Source organism: Stenotrophomonas sp. YJH_SMC_130, from assembly GCF_059369035.1.
Window position 1 is genome coordinate 173,557 of sequence record NZ_JCAFSH010000002.1, and the last position, 14,783, is coordinate 188,339.

The 14,783-nt window shown below is 68.0% G+C and carries 13 protein-coding genes and 1 riboswitch; of the genes, 9 read left to right on the forward strand and 4 right to left on the reverse strand.

The annotated features are described in order from the left end of the window. The first annotated feature begins 43 nt into the window (after positions 1-43). Entirely contained in the window at positions 44-523 is a 480-nt protein-coding gene (locus tag AC5P5V_RS04980) for a tRNA (cytidine(34)-2'-O)-methyltransferase (RefSeq protein ID WP_061479351.1), read from the forward strand. A gap of 173 nt (positions 524-696) precedes the next feature. Here the strand turns inward: AC5P5V_RS04980 and AC5P5V_RS04985 are convergent, their stop codons facing one another. Next, entirely contained in the window at positions 697-1,182 is a 486-nt protein-coding gene (locus AC5P5V_RS04985) for a hypothetical protein (RefSeq protein ID WP_134969143.1), read from the reverse strand. 82 nt (positions 1,183-1,264) lie between these two features. After that, positions 1,265-2,428, reverse strand: a complete 1,164-nt coding sequence (locus tag AC5P5V_RS04990; protein ID WP_024956299.1) for an acyl-CoA dehydrogenase family protein — start codon at positions 2,426-2,428, stop codon at positions 1,265-1,267. A 257-nt stretch (positions 2,429-2,685) separates the two neighbouring features. On the opposite strand from AC5P5V_RS04990, the gene AC5P5V_RS04995 reads away from it, so the two are divergent. Beyond that, on the forward strand, positions 2,686-4,362 hold the full coding sequence (locus AC5P5V_RS04995) for an electron transfer flavoprotein-ubiquinone oxidoreductase (protein ID WP_134969142.1): 1,677 nt from the start codon (positions 2,686-2,688) through the stop codon (positions 4,360-4,362). A 65-nt stretch (positions 4,363-4,427) separates the two neighbouring features. Beyond that, positions 4,428-4,829 (forward strand): c-type cytochrome, encoded by a 402-nt coding sequence (locus AC5P5V_RS05000; RefSeq protein WP_231352449.1) that lies wholly within the window; start codon positions 4,428-4,430, stop codon positions 4,827-4,829. On the opposite strand, the gene AC5P5V_RS05005 is transcribed toward AC5P5V_RS05000, so the two are convergent. Continuing rightward, a complete protein-coding gene (locus tag AC5P5V_RS05005; RefSeq protein ID WP_231352447.1) occupies positions 4,823-8,422 on the reverse strand; it encodes an ATP-binding protein in 3,600 nt (1,199 codons plus the stop codon). The two genes, AC5P5V_RS05000 and AC5P5V_RS05005, sit on opposite strands and share 7 nt — an antisense overlap. Positions 8,423-8,497: 75 nt before the next feature. On the opposite strand from AC5P5V_RS05005, the gene AC5P5V_RS05010 reads away from it, so the two are divergent. The 6 genes from AC5P5V_RS05010 to pnuC all read left to right on the forward strand — a co-directional run bounded on the left by AC5P5V_RS05010 (position 8,498) and on the right by pnuC (position 14,228). Then, a complete protein-coding gene (locus AC5P5V_RS05010; RefSeq protein ID WP_005420808.1) occupies positions 8,498-9,136 on the forward strand; it encodes a response regulator in 639 nt (212 codons plus the stop codon). Positions 9,137-9,219: 83 nt separating this feature from the next. Next, entirely contained in the window at positions 9,220-9,423 is a 204-nt protein-coding gene (locus AC5P5V_RS05015) for a hypothetical protein (RefSeq protein WP_495215819.1), read from the forward strand. Between the two features lie 179 nt (positions 9,424-9,602). Further along, positions 9,603-9,995, forward strand: a complete 393-nt coding sequence (locus tag AC5P5V_RS05020) for a glycine zipper 2TM domain-containing protein (protein ID WP_053497758.1) — start codon at positions 9,603-9,605, stop codon at positions 9,993-9,995. A 128-nt stretch (positions 9,996-10,123) separates the two neighbouring features. Continuing rightward, positions 10,124-11,248, forward strand: coding sequence for a phosphotransferase enzyme family protein (locus AC5P5V_RS05025; protein ID WP_134968521.1), 1,125 nt, complete (start codon positions 10,124-10,126; stop codon positions 11,246-11,248). A 43-nt stretch (positions 11,249-11,291) separates the two neighbouring features. Next, a riboswitch (TPP riboswitch) is annotated at positions 11,292-11,387 on the forward strand. 70 nt (positions 11,388-11,457) lie between these two features. Beyond that, positions 11,458-13,647 (forward strand): TonB-dependent receptor, encoded by a 2,190-nt coding sequence (locus AC5P5V_RS05030; RefSeq protein WP_134968522.1) that lies wholly within the window; start codon positions 11,458-11,460, stop codon positions 13,645-13,647. 8 nt (positions 13,648-13,655) lie between these two features. Further along, positions 13,656-14,228 (forward strand): nicotinamide riboside transporter PnuC, encoded by a 573-nt coding sequence (gene pnuC / locus AC5P5V_RS05035; RefSeq protein WP_072167431.1) that lies wholly within the window; start codon positions 13,656-13,658, stop codon positions 14,226-14,228. Between the two features lie 96 nt (positions 14,229-14,324). On the opposite strand, the gene AC5P5V_RS05040 is transcribed toward pnuC, so the two are convergent. Continuing rightward, entirely contained in the window at positions 14,325-14,741 is a 417-nt protein-coding gene (locus AC5P5V_RS05040) for a hypothetical protein (RefSeq protein WP_061479358.1), read from the reverse strand. Positions 14,742-14,783: the final 42 nt, after the last annotated feature.

Genomic DNA, 14,783 nt, shown 5'->3' on the forward strand with positions numbered 1-14,783 from the left:
CGTGCGCCGTAAAGGCGGCGGTCGTCGCAGGTACACTGCGCCGATGAATGCCGCGCCCCAGTTCCACGTGATCCTGTTCCAACCGGAAATCCCGCCCAACACGGGCAATGTGATCCGGCTCTGCGCCAACACCGGCGCGCAGCTGCACCTGGTCGAGCCACTCGGCTTCGCACTGGAAGACAAGCAGCTCAAGCGCGCCGGGCTGGACTACCACGAGTACTCGCGCCTGCAGGTGCACCCCGACCTGGACACCGCGCTGGCGCGGATCGCACCGAATCGGTTGTTCGCACTCAGTACCCGCGCCAGCGTGCGCTACGACAGCGTGGCCTTTGAAGAGGGCGATGCGTTCCTGTTCGGCCCGGAAAGCCGTGGCCTGCCGCAGGACGTGCTCGATGCACTGCCGGATGGCCGCCGCCTGCGCCTGCCGATGCGGCCGGACAACCGCAGCCTCAATCTTTCCAACACCGTTGCGGTGGTGATGTACGAGGCGTGGCGGCAGCATGGGTTTGCCGGCGGCGCGTAGCTCACGTGTGTTACTTTCTTTGCTCGCGCAAAGAAAGTAACCAAAGAAACGCGCCGCCATCGGCGAGCCGGTGCTGCGCACCGGTACCCTGCGCTCCTCGGCCCGCTTCAAGGCGGACCCGACAGCCGCGCGGTAGATCCACGCCATGCGTGGATGCGTTCCGCCTGGATCAATCAGGAGTGGGCGCCCTTGCGTTGCCCGGGGCGCGTGCGATTGCCGACAGAAGAAAACTCCAGACCATCAATATCGGCATGCGCACCGCACATGCCCAAGCCCGTCACCGTCGGGTCGATCCCGCCGGATGAGACTCTCAGCGCACCTGCATGTTTCTCGATAGCCACTGTGCCTAGTTCGGACTGATGAATCAGTTTTCCGCCTTCGGGCTTCATATGCAGCACGAAGGAGCAGACGTGCTGCATCGCCTGGGTACTGTGCAGCTCAACCCTATAGCCCAGTGATTCTTCGACAATCGACAGGCTGTCCCTGAACCCATCACGGCAACTGCGTCCGCTGCCCGGTTCGGTACACAGATCGCTCGCCTGCGAATAGCTGCCTGCCCATGCCCCATCATCCCTGTTGCCTGCCCACGCCATCTGCAGCACGGAGGCTTGGAAGAGCAGCGGGAGACACAGCAGCCTTACAGCGGAATTGTTCTTCATTCAGCTTGCATCTCCGGATAGGCGTCCCTTGCCGCCCACCCTACCCGGCGATGCCGGCAAGCGGCCGGCACTACCGATGCACTCAGAACGCGTTGATGCCGGTCAGTTCGCGGCCGATCACCAGCTGGTGCACGGTCTCGGTGCCCTCGTAGGTGATCACCGATTCCAGGTTCAGGGCGTGGCGGATCGCCACGTGCTCGGTGGTGATCCCAGCCCCACCGAGCAGATCGCGACACTCGCGGGCGATGTCAATCGCCATGCGGCAGTTGTTCCACTTGGCCAGGCTGACCTGCTGCGGCTGCAGCTGGCCGGCTTCCTTCAGGCGGCCCAGCTGCAGCGCCAGCAGCTGCGCGGTGGTGATGCGGCGGGCCATCTCGGCCAGCTTGATCTGCGCGCTCTGCGTGGCCGCCAGCGGACGACCAAACAGCACGCGCTCCTTGGCATAGCCCAGCGCTTCATCCAGGCAGGCAATCGCCGCACCGATCGGCCCCCAGCTGATGCCGTAACGGGCCTGGGTCAGGCAGCCCAGCGGCCCCTTCAGGCCCTTCACGTTCGGCAGGCGATGGCTGTCGGGCACGCGCACGTCATCGAAGAACAGCGCGCCGGTCAACGAGGCGCGCAGGCTCATCTTGTGCTTGATCTCCTGCGTCGTGAAGCCGGCCATGCCCTTTTCCAGCACGAAGCCCTGGATGCCGTCCTCGGTCTGTGCCCAGACGATCGCGAGGTCGGCCACCGGGCCGCTGGTGATCCACATCTTGCTGCCGCTGATGCGCCAGTCGCTGCCGTCGCGCACCGCGCGGGTCTTCATGCTGGCCGGGTCGGAACCACCGTGCGCCTCGGTCAGGCCGAAGCAGCCGATCAGTTCGCCGCGTGCCATCGCCGGCAGCCACTGCTGGCGCTGTTCCTCGCTGCCGTACGCGTAGATGGGATACATGCACAGCGAGCTCTGCACCGAAACGAAGCTGCGCAGGCCCGAATCGCCGCGCTCCAGCTCCTGGCAGATCAGGCCATAGCTGACCGCGCCGAGGCCACCGCCGCCGTACTCGGTCGGCAGGGTCGCGCCCAGCAGGCCCAACGAGGCGATCTCCGGCACCAGTTCGTCGGGGAAGCGGGCCTGATCGAAAGCATCGCCGATGATCGGCAGCACGCGCTCGTTGGTGAAGCGGGCGACGCTCTCCTGCACCGCGCGCTCTTCCTCGTTGAGCAGGGAACGGACATCGAACAGATCGTACGGATGCAAAGCCATGGCACTCACACGCAGTCAGGACCCGGCCATTGTCGGTCATCCGGGCAGCGCGTGCCGACCAAGGTCGGCACCCACCAGAGATGCACCGCTACGCTGCAATGCAGCAATCATGACGTGAACATGGCCGATCTAGCTCGATCACGCGCGGCCCGGTACCCTGACACATTCAAACAACCGTTTCGCCCGTGGCCGCACGCGCGATTCCCAGGCACCGCCGGTGGCCCCGATGCCGGCCCTACCCACGAGTCATGCAATCGATGAGCGCTGAAGCCAACGCCCTGCCCCCGCGTGAAGTAATGGAGTTCGACGTGGTGATCGTCGGTGCCGGCCCCGCCGGCCTGGCCACCGCGATCCGCCTGCGCCAGCGCGCGATCGAAGCCGGCCGCGAGCTGTCGGTGTGCGTGCTGGAGAAGGGCTCCGAACCGGGCGCGCACGTGCTGTCCGGCGCGGTGATGGATCCGCGCGCGCTGACCGAACTGTTCCCGGACTGGGCCGAGCGCGGCGCACCGCTGAAGCAGAAGGTCACCCGCGACGAATTCCTGTTCCTCAGCGAGACCGGCGCGCGCAGCACCCCCAATGCGCTGCTGCCGGAGTGCTTCCACAACGAAGGCAACTACATCATCAGCCTGGGCGAAGTGACCCGCTGGCTGGCGCAGCAGGCCGAGGCGCTGGAGGTTGCGATCTTCCCCGGCTTCGCCGCCGCCGAGGTGCTGTACGGCGACAACGGCGAGGTCATCGGCGTGGCCACCGGCGACATGGGCATCGAGAAGGACGGCAGCATCGGTCCGGCCTTCGAGCGTGGGATGGCGCTGCACGCCAAGTACACGATCTTCGCCGAAGGTGCGCGCGGCCACCTCGGCCGCCAGCTGATCGCCCGCTACAAACTGGACGATGGCAAGGACCCGCAGGCCTACGGCATCGGCATCAAGGAGCTGTGGCAGATCGACCCGGCCCGGCACGAGCCGGGCCTGGTGGTGCATGCCGCCGGCTGGCCGCTGGACAGCGACACCTACGGCGGTGCGTTCCTGTACCACGCCGACGGCGGCAAGGTCGCCATCGGCTACGTGGTCGGCCTGGACTACAAAAATCCGTGGCTGAGCCCGTTCGAGGAGTTCCAGCGTTTCAAGACCCATCCCTCCATCCGCAAGCACCTGGAGGGCGGCACCCGCATCGGTTACGGCGCCCGTGCGATCACCGCCGGCGGCCTGCTGTCGCTGCCGAAGACGGTGTTTCCCGGGGGCGCGCTGGTCGGCTGCGAAGCCGGCTACCTCAACGCCAGCCGCATCAAGGGCAGCCATGCCGCGATCAAGACCGGCATGCTGTGCGCCGACGCCGCGTTCGACGCGCTGGCCGCCGATCGCCAGCACGATGAACTGAGCGCCTACCCGAAGGCGTTTGAAGCCAGCTGGCTGTTCACCGAACTGCAGCAGGCCAAGAACTTCAAGCAGTGGTTCAAGAAGGGTCAGACCGTTGCCACGCTGATGACCGGCGTGGAGCAGTGGCTGCTGCCGAAGCTGGGCGTGCGCAACCCGCCGTGGACCCTGCACCGCACCCAGCCTGACCACGCCTGCCTGGAGCCGGCGTCCCAGCACACCCGCATCGCCTACCCCAAGCCCGATGGCGTGCTGACCTTCGATCGTCTCAGCTCGGTGTTCCTGAGCAGCACCAACCACGACGAGAACCAGCCCAGCCACCTGACACTGAAGGATCCGAGCATTCCGGTGAAGGTGAATCTGGCCGAGTACGCCGGTCCCGAAGCCCGTTACTGCCCGGCCGGCGTGTACGAGTTCGTCGGCGACGCCGACAACGCGCGCCTGCAGATCAACGCGCAGAACTGCGTGCACTGCAAGACCTGCGACATCAAGGACCCGACCCAGAACATCGTCTGGGTGACCCCGCAGGGCGGCGGCGGCCCGAACTACTCGGGCATGTGATCGCCCCGGGCTGCGACCACGTGTCGCAGCCCGGCCGCTCCACCGCACCGCTATCCTGCCCGCCCATGCGTGCCTCCCGCCTGCTCACCACCGTTGCCGTGGCCCTGCTTGCCACGGCCTGCCAGCGCACGCCTGCGGCGCCGGCCACGCCTGAACAGGCCCGGCAGCAGGCCATGCAGCGCGCGTTCGAACTGTGCGCCGGCTGCCACACCGTACAGCCTGGCGGCATCCACCGCTTCGGCCCCAACCTGCACGGCGTGATCGGCCGTCGCGCCGGCAGCCTGCCCGATTACGGCTATTCCGACGGCATGCGCCGCGCCGACATCACCTGGAGCGCGCAGACCCTGGACGCGTTCCTGCAGTCGCCCACCCACGTGGTGCCCGGCACGCGCATGTACAACGCCTTTCCCAGCGCCGAACGCCGCGCACTGGTGATCGCCTACCTGCAACAGCAGTCGGCTCAGTGACCCAGTCGCTGCAGCTGGTGCTGCAGGCGCTCCACGAACGCCGTTACAGCGGCCAACACCGGTGCCGGATCGGCCTCGGTCGCATCCTGCAGGCGCTCGACCAGCGCGTTGGCCTCCCCGGCCAGTGCGCTTGCCCCGATCGCCCCCAGACCGCCCGCCTGGCGATGCAGGTGGAGCGCCGCAGTCTCGCGGTCACCGGCCCGCACGGCGCGCTGCACCGCCGCCAGATCACTTTCACTGGCCTGCAGCAGGCTGTCGCGCAGCTGCTCGGCCACGGCGCGCGAGCCATAGCGCTGCTGCAGGGTGGCCAGATCAGGCAGCACTTCAGCGTCGTCGGCGACAGTCTCCTGCACGGGCGCATCGAACGACTGGCCCTGTGCCTGCGGCAGCCAGCGCAGCAGCGCGGTGCGCAGCGTGGCCAGCGACAGCGGCTTGGCCAGCACCTCGTCCATGCCGGCCTCGCGGCAGCGGCGCGCATCGTCGTCCAGCACGCTGGCGGTCAGCGCCAGCACCGTCAGCCGCGGCTGGCCGGTACGGCCCTCGCGCTCGCGCAGCAGGCGGGTGAAACCGAAGCCGTCGAGTACCGGCATGCGGCAGTCGGTAATGACCAGATCGAAGGCCTCCGATGACAAGCGGTCCAGTGCCTGCTGGCCATCGCCCAGCAGCACATGGGGTACGCCCAGCTGCTGCAGCCGCCACGCCATCATCGCCTGGTTGGTCGGGTGATCCTCGATCACCAGCACGCGTGCCTCGCGCAGCGCCGGCGGCAGCAGCGCCGCCTGCTCCTGCTCCGCAACCAGCGCTTCAACGTCACCCCTGCCTGCCTCCACCAGCGCCAGCCGCACCTCGGCGCGGGTGCCCTCGCCCAGCGTGCTGTGCAACTCCAGCTCGCCGCCCATCATCTGCACCAGACGCTGGCAGATGCTCAGGCCGAGGCCGGTACCACCATGGTCGCGCTGGATGTAGGCACCGGCCTGGGTGAACGGCGCAAACAGGTGCTGCAGCTGTTCCGGTGCGATCCCGGTGCCGGTGTCGGTGACGCTCAGGCACAGCGGCTGGCTGCCGTCTTCGGCGGTCGGGCCCAGTACCTCCAGCTGCAGCCGCACTTCGCCGCGTGCAGTGAACTTGATGGCATTGCTGAGCAGGTTGAACACGATCTGGCGCAGGCGCACGCCATCCACTTCGTGCGCTGCCGCCAGCTGAGGGTCGATCTGCACGTGCAGTTCCAGCCCGCGTGCACTGGCCTGCGCCGACATCAACCGGCACACGCTTTCCAGCAGGGGCCGCAGCGGTTGCGGCACCGGCTCCAGGCGCAGTGCACCCGCTTCCAGCCGCGAGTAATCGAGGATGTCGTCGAGGATCTGCCGCAGCATCTGCGCCGAATCCTCGATCACGCCGAGGATGCGCTGCTGCTCGCTGTCCAGCGGTGAGTGCGCCAGCACCTCCAGCATGCCCAGCACGCCGCTCATCGGCGTACGGATCTCGTGGCTCATCGTGGCCAGGAAACGCGATTTGGCCTCAGCGGCCTGCTCGGCGTCCGCCTTCGCCGCCGCCAGTGCATCGGCCTGCATCCGGGCTTCGCTTACATCCACCCAGTACCCGCTCCAGATCACCGCGCCTTCTTCGGCGGCGTAGGGATGGGCCTGGCTGCGCACCCAGCGCACGCCTTCCCCGTCGCTGCGCAGGCGGAACTCCAGGATCAACGGCGCGAACTGGTGCGCGGCCTGCTCGATGGAATGCAGGATGCGCGCGCGGTCCTCCTGCTCGACGCGTTCCAGCAACACCCTCGCATCCTGTTCGGCCTGCTGCCGGGTGATGCCGAACAACGCAGGCAGGTCGCCGGCGATGAACGGGAAGCTCAGCGTGCCATCGGCATCGCGACGGGCCTGGTAGACCACCGCCGGCAGGTTGTCGGTCACCTCGGCCAGGCGCTGCTCCAGCTGGCGGCGTCCTGCCACCTCACGGCGCAGCCGCCAATGGCCCACGCCATGCACCAGCAGTGCGGTCAGCAGCACCATCAGCACGGGCACGCCCCACCGCAGCAGATTGCTCCAGTCGACCCCATTGCGGTACTCCACCGCCAGCCAGGCGCTGCGCAGCGCCTCGCGCTTGCGTGGGGTCATCTGCAGCAGCAGGCGATCGAAGGTCGTGGCCAGGGCCGCATGGCGGCGATCCACTGCCAGCGCCAGCTGGTCGTTGAAACCGGCCGGAGCCGCGACCTGCATCCGCCCCGGGAAACGGCTGCGCAGCAGGTGATCGACCACGGCAAGGTTGCCGACATAGGCATCGGCTTCACCCTCAAGCAGGCGCTGCAGCGCCTGCTCGGCACTCCGCGCAGCAATGATCCGGGCCTGCGGCGCCTGTTGCTGCACATAGCCACGCACGCGCTCCGGGTCGGACAGCAGCACGCGCTTGCCCTGCAGGTCGGCCAGGCCCAGCAGCGACTCGCCATCGCTCCTGACCACAATCACGTTCGGCACGCTGATGAAGGGCTGGCTGAACACCCAGTCCGGGCCCAGGTAGCGCGAATCAACGGGTATGCCCATCACCGCCTGCAGTTCACCGCGGCGGGCCTTCTCACGCACCTCGTACCAGTCGTGGCTGTTCTCGACCTTCAGGTTGGCGCCGGCCTGCATCAGGCGCTGCAGGTACTCGCTGGCCAGGCCACTGGGCCGGCCATCCTCGCCGGTGAACGACAGGGGCGCGGCATTCGGCGCGAAACCGATCATCAGCGGCTGCTCCAGCACACGCTTCTCGGCCTGGCTCAGCGCCAGCTGCGCCGATGCCGACCAGTGCGGCGGTGACAACCAGCGTTGTGCGAGGGCATCGCGCTGGGCCTGGCTGGTCGCGGCCAGCGCCAGGTCCAGGGCTTCGGCCAGGGGTTGCTTGCTGTTGGGAATGCCGAAGTGCAACCGTTCAGGGGGCAGGTCGCTCGGCCGCAACAGCGCCACGCCCTGCAGGCGCCGGCTGGCAATCAGCTCGGTGGCGACGAAGGCATTGCCGATGTAGACGTCCGCTTTGTCGTCTCTGACCATCTGCAATGCGCTCAACGTGTCATTTGCGACAAGCTGGCGGGCACGCGGGAATCGGGCGCGCACCTGCGGACCGGTCAGGAAGTCCTGTTCGATCACCACCCTCAGCCCATCCAGGTCCGGCATGTCGGAGGCACGCAGGTCATCGGGCCGGCCCACCAGTGCGAGCGGCGCCTCACTGTAGGCGGCGGTATAGACCATGCAGCGGGTGCGGTCGGCACTGAGTCCGACATTCATCACCACGTCGATCTCGCCACGACATGCCGCATCCAGCACGGATGTCCAGTCCGGATAGCGGCGCGCCTCGACCTTCACACCGAGCTGGCGAGCAAGATGCGACAGGTAGTCCGGTCCCAGCCCGACCTGCTCGCCATCACGGAGGGACTCGAAGGGCGGCCAGCCGCTGTCATACTGCCCGACAACGATGGTCGGATGCGCCACCAGGTATTCGCGCTGCAACGGGCTGAGCGGCAGCAGGCCAGGGGCCGGCTGTGCCTGGGCCACGGGCAGCGCCAGCACCGCCAGCAGCAGGAGCAGCCCGCGAACAGCCCACCTACGCATCTGCGTCGATCTCCTAGAATCCTGCCAGGGACCGCGATGGTCGCGGTCCGGCGTGCCCGATGGCCATACTAGAGCATGAGCTTGCGCATCATCATCGCAGACGATCACCCCGTGGTCCGTATCGGTACCCGCGCCGTCATCGAGTCGAGCGGCGTCGGCCGCGTGGTCGGCGAGGCCGACAGCGCGCAGGCGCTGATGACCCTGCTCGCCAGCCAGCCCTGTGACCTGCTGGTCACCGACTACTCCATGCCGGGCAGCCCGCAGGCCGACGGCTTCGCCATGATCGGCATGATCCGCCGCCGCCATCCCGACCTGCCGGTGCTGATGCTCAGCGTCTCCAGCAACCTGGCGATCCTGCGCATGGTGCTCGACAGCGGCGTGCTCGGCCTGGTCGACAAGAGTTCGTCGATGGACGAACTGCCACAGGCCATCCAGTCGGTCTACCGCGGCCAGCCCTACATCAGCCGCAGCCTGCGCGAGCGGGTGGAAGCGGCCGGCAGCTGGCGCATGCGCGAGGGCGACGGCAAGCCGCTGTCCCCGCGCGAGGTGGAGGTGCTGCGCTTGCTCGGCACCGGCATGACGGTAAAGGAGATTTCGCTGCTGCTGCACAAGAGCGTCAGCACCATCAGCCGGCAGAAGGGCGATGCGATGCTCAAGCTGGGGCTGAAGGGCGATGCCGAATTGTTCGACTATCTGCGTGACGGCAAGATCTGAGACGCGATTCACATAATCGCCCCAGCAACAATGCGAGGTCGAAGGAATCGACCGGCGCATGTCCGGCCGCCAGCCGCGTCACCGTGGAGACGCGGGCCGCCAGCGGGCAGAGCCTGGCGCTTCGCCGCGGTGCGGTGCAGAGCGCGCCTGACGTGCTGCGGCCGCAGCAGGAGACCCCGCAGGAGCAGGCGCGGCAGGCCCAGAAGGCGATGGGCGTCGGACATGCCAACGCCTTGGCAGAGAAGGGAGGGGCCACCTCCGCGGCCCTTTTCCTTTCCGCCAGCTGAGCGGCCGCAGCCGCTTTCAGCCTTGCTTCATGCCGCCTGCCGCTAGATGAATGCGCAAGCCGCTCGGTGCACCAGGCAATGTTCCGGCAATGTTGGAACGCCAGCGTGGACATCACGGCAGCCGGGGCGCCCCGCGCCCTCCCTGCCCAGCGTGGCATGCACCTCACAGGAGAACGAACATGCTCAGTACTTCCACACTCAGCTTCCGTGGTCTGGCGATGGCTCTGGCACTGGTGGCCGGTGTCGCCGTGGTCAGCGATGCCAGCGCGATGTCGAGGAAGGACAAGCGCACCCTGGTCGGCGCCGTGGTCGGTGGCGTGGCCGGCAACCTGCTCTCCAACGGTGATCCTGCCGCCACCGTCGGTGGTGCCGTGGCCGGCGGCGCGATCGGCAATCTGACCACCTCCGACCGCCGCGACCGTCGTTATTACGACAATCGCTACGACCGCCGTTACGATCGCGGCTACTACCGCAGCGGCTACTACAACCGTGGCGACGACCGCCGCTGGCAGCGCGAGCGTTACTACGACAACCGCTACTACCACGACCGCGGTCGCCATCGCGGCTGGTAAGCGGCACGGCGGCGTTACCCTGCCGATGGCAGAGACGGGCGGGTCGATGACCCGCCCGTTTGCGTTGGCCGCGCGCATGGCGTTGAATGCGCAGCCTTGGATGTGACTTTCCCCTCTCGGGCTGCGGCATGACGTCTTCCTCCCACCGCGTGCAGGGCCTCAACAACGACGAGGTCGCTGCCGACTGGCCACCGATCAGCGCGGCGGACATCGCGTGGTTGCGGCAGTGCTATCCGCAGCTGCACAGCGGCAGCCAACCGCGCTGGCACAGCCCGCGACCGCTGTCGGCTGCCGCCATCGTCGATGGCACGCGCGGCGCGGTGTTCATCAAGCGCCATCACCACAGCGTGCGCAACGCGGCCTGCCTGGAGGAAGAGCACCGCTTCATCGCCCATCTCGCCACTGCTGGCGTGCCGGTGGTGCAGGTGCTTGCAGCGACCGATGGTCACACCGCAGTCGAACGCGGCGAATGGACGTTTGAACTGCACGACGTCGGCGTAGGCGACGACCTGTACCGCGACGCGGTGTCGTGGTCGCTGCTGACCGACGTCGCGCAGGCCCGTGAAGCCGGACGCATGCTGGCCCAGCTGCACCGTGCTGCCGACGGCTACCGCGCGCCCCAGCGCAGCACCCATCTGCTGGTCGCGCGCGATGATCTGATCCGCGCCGACGATCCGGTGGCGGCAATCAAGGCAGGGCTGCACGCGCGCCCCGGCCTGGCCCGCTATCTCGCGCGCATTCCGTGGGAAGCGCAGTTGCGGCGTGACGTGCTGCCGTGGCACACGGGACTGGCCGAGCGCCTGCGCGACGAACCACGGCTGTGGGCGCACAACGACTGGCATGTCTCCAACCTGCTGTGGCGCGACGGGCAGGTCAGCACCGTGCTGGATTTCGGCCTGGCCTCGCCCACCAGTGCACTGTTCGACCTGGCCACCGCCATCGAGCGCAACGCCGTGGCGTGGCTGGAGTTGGAGCGCGGCATGGAGGCGGTGCGCATCGATATCGCGCTGGCGTTGCTCGACGGCTACCGCCAGGTACTGCCGCTGTCGGCAGCACGCGTGCACCTGCTGGCCGACCTGCTGCCGATGGTCCATTTCGACTTCGCACTGTCCGAAGTGGAGTACTTCGAAGGTGTCACCGGCTCGACCGCGAATGCCGACGTGGCGTGGCAGCCCTTCATGCTGGGGCACCCGGCGTGGTTCCACAGCGCGCCGGGACAGGCATTGCTGCAGGCCCTGCACGCGGCAGCCTGAAGGGCGCCGGCTCGCAAATCCGTACCATTTGTAGTGAAATGGTCACCTGAAGCGGGGGTGCCTGGATCTGCCAGGCTGAGAGAGTCCCTTGGAACCTGATCCGGTTTGCACCGGCGTAGGGAGCTTTGAGCCGCAGCCACACCCCCGTCATGGGCCGGTGCACCTGCGCGCCGTCGCTTCGTCTCCCTTGTTGTCCGAAGACGAATCGAATGAACCGCTGCCTGCGCCCCACCCTGCTCTCCCTCGCCCTCTGCGCCGCGCTGCCGCTGCACGCCAGCGAGGCCGAGGCGTCCCCCGATGCGGCTGCCACCGGCGCCGAGCATTCGCCGACCGAACTGGCAGCGGTGCGCGTGCAGGCCGGCAAACCGAAGGCCGATACCTCGCGCGTGAACGACTTCGGTGGCGGTTCGTGGAAAGACACGCCGGCCTCGGTGAACGTGCTCGAGCGCGACTACCTCGAGCGCCGCCAGGTGCGCACGCTGTCCGAGCTGGCCAACAACGATGCCTCGCTGGGCGACGCGTATGCGCCGGTGGGCTACTACCAGAACATCGCCATCCGCGGCTTCTCCCTGGACGCCGCCACCGGCTACCGCTTCAACGGCCTGTCCATCGCCGGCGAACAGCGCCTGGCGCTGGAGAACGTGCAGTCGGTGGAGATCCTCAAGGGTGAAGCCGGCCTGGCGGCAGGGGTGATGGCGCCGGGCGGCATCATCAACTACATCGGCAAGCGCCCGGCCGAAGTGCGCACCGCCACGCTCGGCACCGATTCGGAAGGCTCGCGCTACGTCGCCGTCGATGTCGGCCACTGGATCACCCCGCGCTTCGGCCTGCGCCTGAATGCCGCATGGGATTCCAGCAAATCCTACGTCGAGCATGCCGATGGCCGCCGCAACTTCTACTCGCTGGCCGCCGACTGGCTGATCGGCGAGCGCGGCAAGCTGGAAGTGGATGCCAACTACCAGACCAGTTCGCAGCGCTCGGTATCGGGCTATCAGCTGCTGGGTGCGCGCGAACTGCCGCGTGGCGTCGACCGCGAGCACCTGCTCGGCTACCAGCCGTGGCAGCGCCCGGTGGATATCGCCAGCACCAACATCACCGCACTGCACACCTACGACTTCAACGAGGCCTGGCAGTCGCGTGTGTCGGTCGGCCACAGCCGGTCGGTGATCGATGACAACGTCGCCTTCGCCTACGGCTGCTACTACGCCGTGCAGTGCGCCGATGGCAGCGTGCCGGGCAACTACTTCGCGCCCAATGGCGACTATGACATCTACGACTACCGCAGCCCGGACGACACCCGCCAGAACCAGCAGGCCCGTGCCGAACTGCGTGGCCGCTTCGAGACCGGCAGCATCGGCCACCAGCTGACCCTCGGTGCCGACTACTTCCGCCGCACCGTGGACAGGCGCCCGAGCGTCAACGAGTACGTCGGCACCAGCAACATCCACGACGCACCGGTGCCGGTGTTCGCGCCGTCGCCGAAGATGCCGGGCCCGTCCGCACGTCGCCTGGACAGTCGCCAGACCGCGTTCTTCGCGCTGGACCGGATGAGCTTTGGTGACGACTGGCAGTGGCTGGCCGGTGGCCGCTTCGTGCGCCTGGACGAGCGCGCCTACGACAAGCGCGGCATCCCGCAGCGGCACAGCCGCCTGTCGCGCTTCCTGCCACAGACTGCGGTGGTGTGGAAAGCCACCGACCAGCTCAACGCCTACGCCAGTTACGTGCGCGGCATTTCGCTGGGCCAGGAAGCGCCGTTCTGGACCAGCAATGCCGACACTTTCCTGCCGTCGGTGCAGTCGCGCCAGCTGGAAGTGGGCGTGAAGTACGTGCCGGTCGAGGCGCTGACGCTGGGCGCAGCCGTGTTCCGCATCTCGCAGCCGTACCAGTACGCCAAGCCGGACAACAGCGACGTGGGTTACACCTTCGTCGAGGAAGGCACGCAGACCCACACCGGCCTGGAGCTGACCGCCAACGGCCAGCTGACGGATGCATTGCAGATCGTGGCCAGCGCCAGCGTGCTGCAGGCGCGCGCGCGCGACACCGGCACGCCGGCCTATGAGGGCCATCAGCTGGTGAACGTGCCGAAGGTGCGTGCCAGCGTGCACGTGGCCTATGCACTGCCGTTCGTGCAGGGCCTGGATGTCACTGGCGGGTGGCGCTATGCCGGTGCCAACGTGGCACGCGCCGACGGCGCCGTGCGCGCGCCGGACTACTCGGTGTTCGATGCCGGCCTGCGTTTCCAGCACCGGCTGCACGAGCGTGCCGTGACCTGGAACCTGTCGGTGGACAACGTGTTCAACCGCTTCTACTGGCGTGACACCGGCAGCAGCGGCGGTGACTACTACCTGTTCCCCGGCGCACCGCGACAGGCGCGCCTGTCGGTGACGTTCGCGCTGTGAACGGCGTCGTGCTCGAGTGGACCGCCGCGCTGTGCAGCGTGCTCGGCGTCTGGCTGATGGCCCGGCGCCGGTTGTCTGCATGGCCGGTGGGCCTGCTGTCGGTCACGCTGTATGGCCTGGTGTTCGCCGAGGCCAAGCTGTACTCGGACACCCTGCTGCAGGTCGCCTTCGGTGGCTTCCTGGTCTACGGCTGGCTCAACTGGCGCCAGCACGCCGCCGATGAGGGCAGCATCCGCATCGTGCCACTGGCGCGAGGCAAGCTGCTGCGCGACCTGGCCTTCGGCCTGTGCGGTGGCGTGGCACTGGGTGCGGCCATGCACACCTTCACCGATGCCGCGCTGCCGTGGCTGGACGCGATGCTGACCGCACTGAGCCTGGTCGGCCAGTGGTGGCAGGCGCGCCGCCACGTCGCCTGCTGGTGGGTATGGATCGCCGTGGACGTGGTCTATGTGGGTGCGTACCTGTTCAAGTCGCTGCACGTAACTGCCGCGCTGTACGTGTTCTTCCTCGGCCTGGCCGTGTTCGGCCTGCGCGCATGGAGCGCGGCCGCGCGCGAACCGCAGGTGGCGCCGGTTCGTTGATGCGGATGGCCGGGCTGTGCGCTGGCCATCCACAGTAGAGCCACGCCATGCGTGGCTGAAGGGTCACCGGTAGGCCCATCCACGCATGGCGTGGATCTACCGGTCAAGCACCAGACCCAATCGCAGCGGTTGGCGCATGTCGGCCGGCGGTGCGGCCTGCAACGGCGCTGCCTGCAACGTCGCGCGCAGGTCGGCATCGACCTGGGCGTCACCCAGGCTGTCGAACTCCAGCTTCGAGATGCGGCCGTCCGCCGCAATCCACAGGCTCACAGGCAGCGGCGTGGGTGTATCCGGGTGTGCACGCAACCACTCCACCACGCGCTGCGCCTGCGGGTCCTGTTCCTGCTGCAGGCGCTGCTGCAGCTGGCCACCCACGGCGGCGGCGTAGGCCATCCAGTGCGCAGGGGCTTCGTGTGCGGACGCCGCCGAACTGCCCAGCGCCAGCGCGGCGAACAACGCGGCCAGTGGCCGCCACCAGCGGCGGATGCCGGTCCTGTTTGCTGACATGACCATCGCCTGCCTCCTGCGCTCCCCTCCAGCGCGCCATGGTCGGCG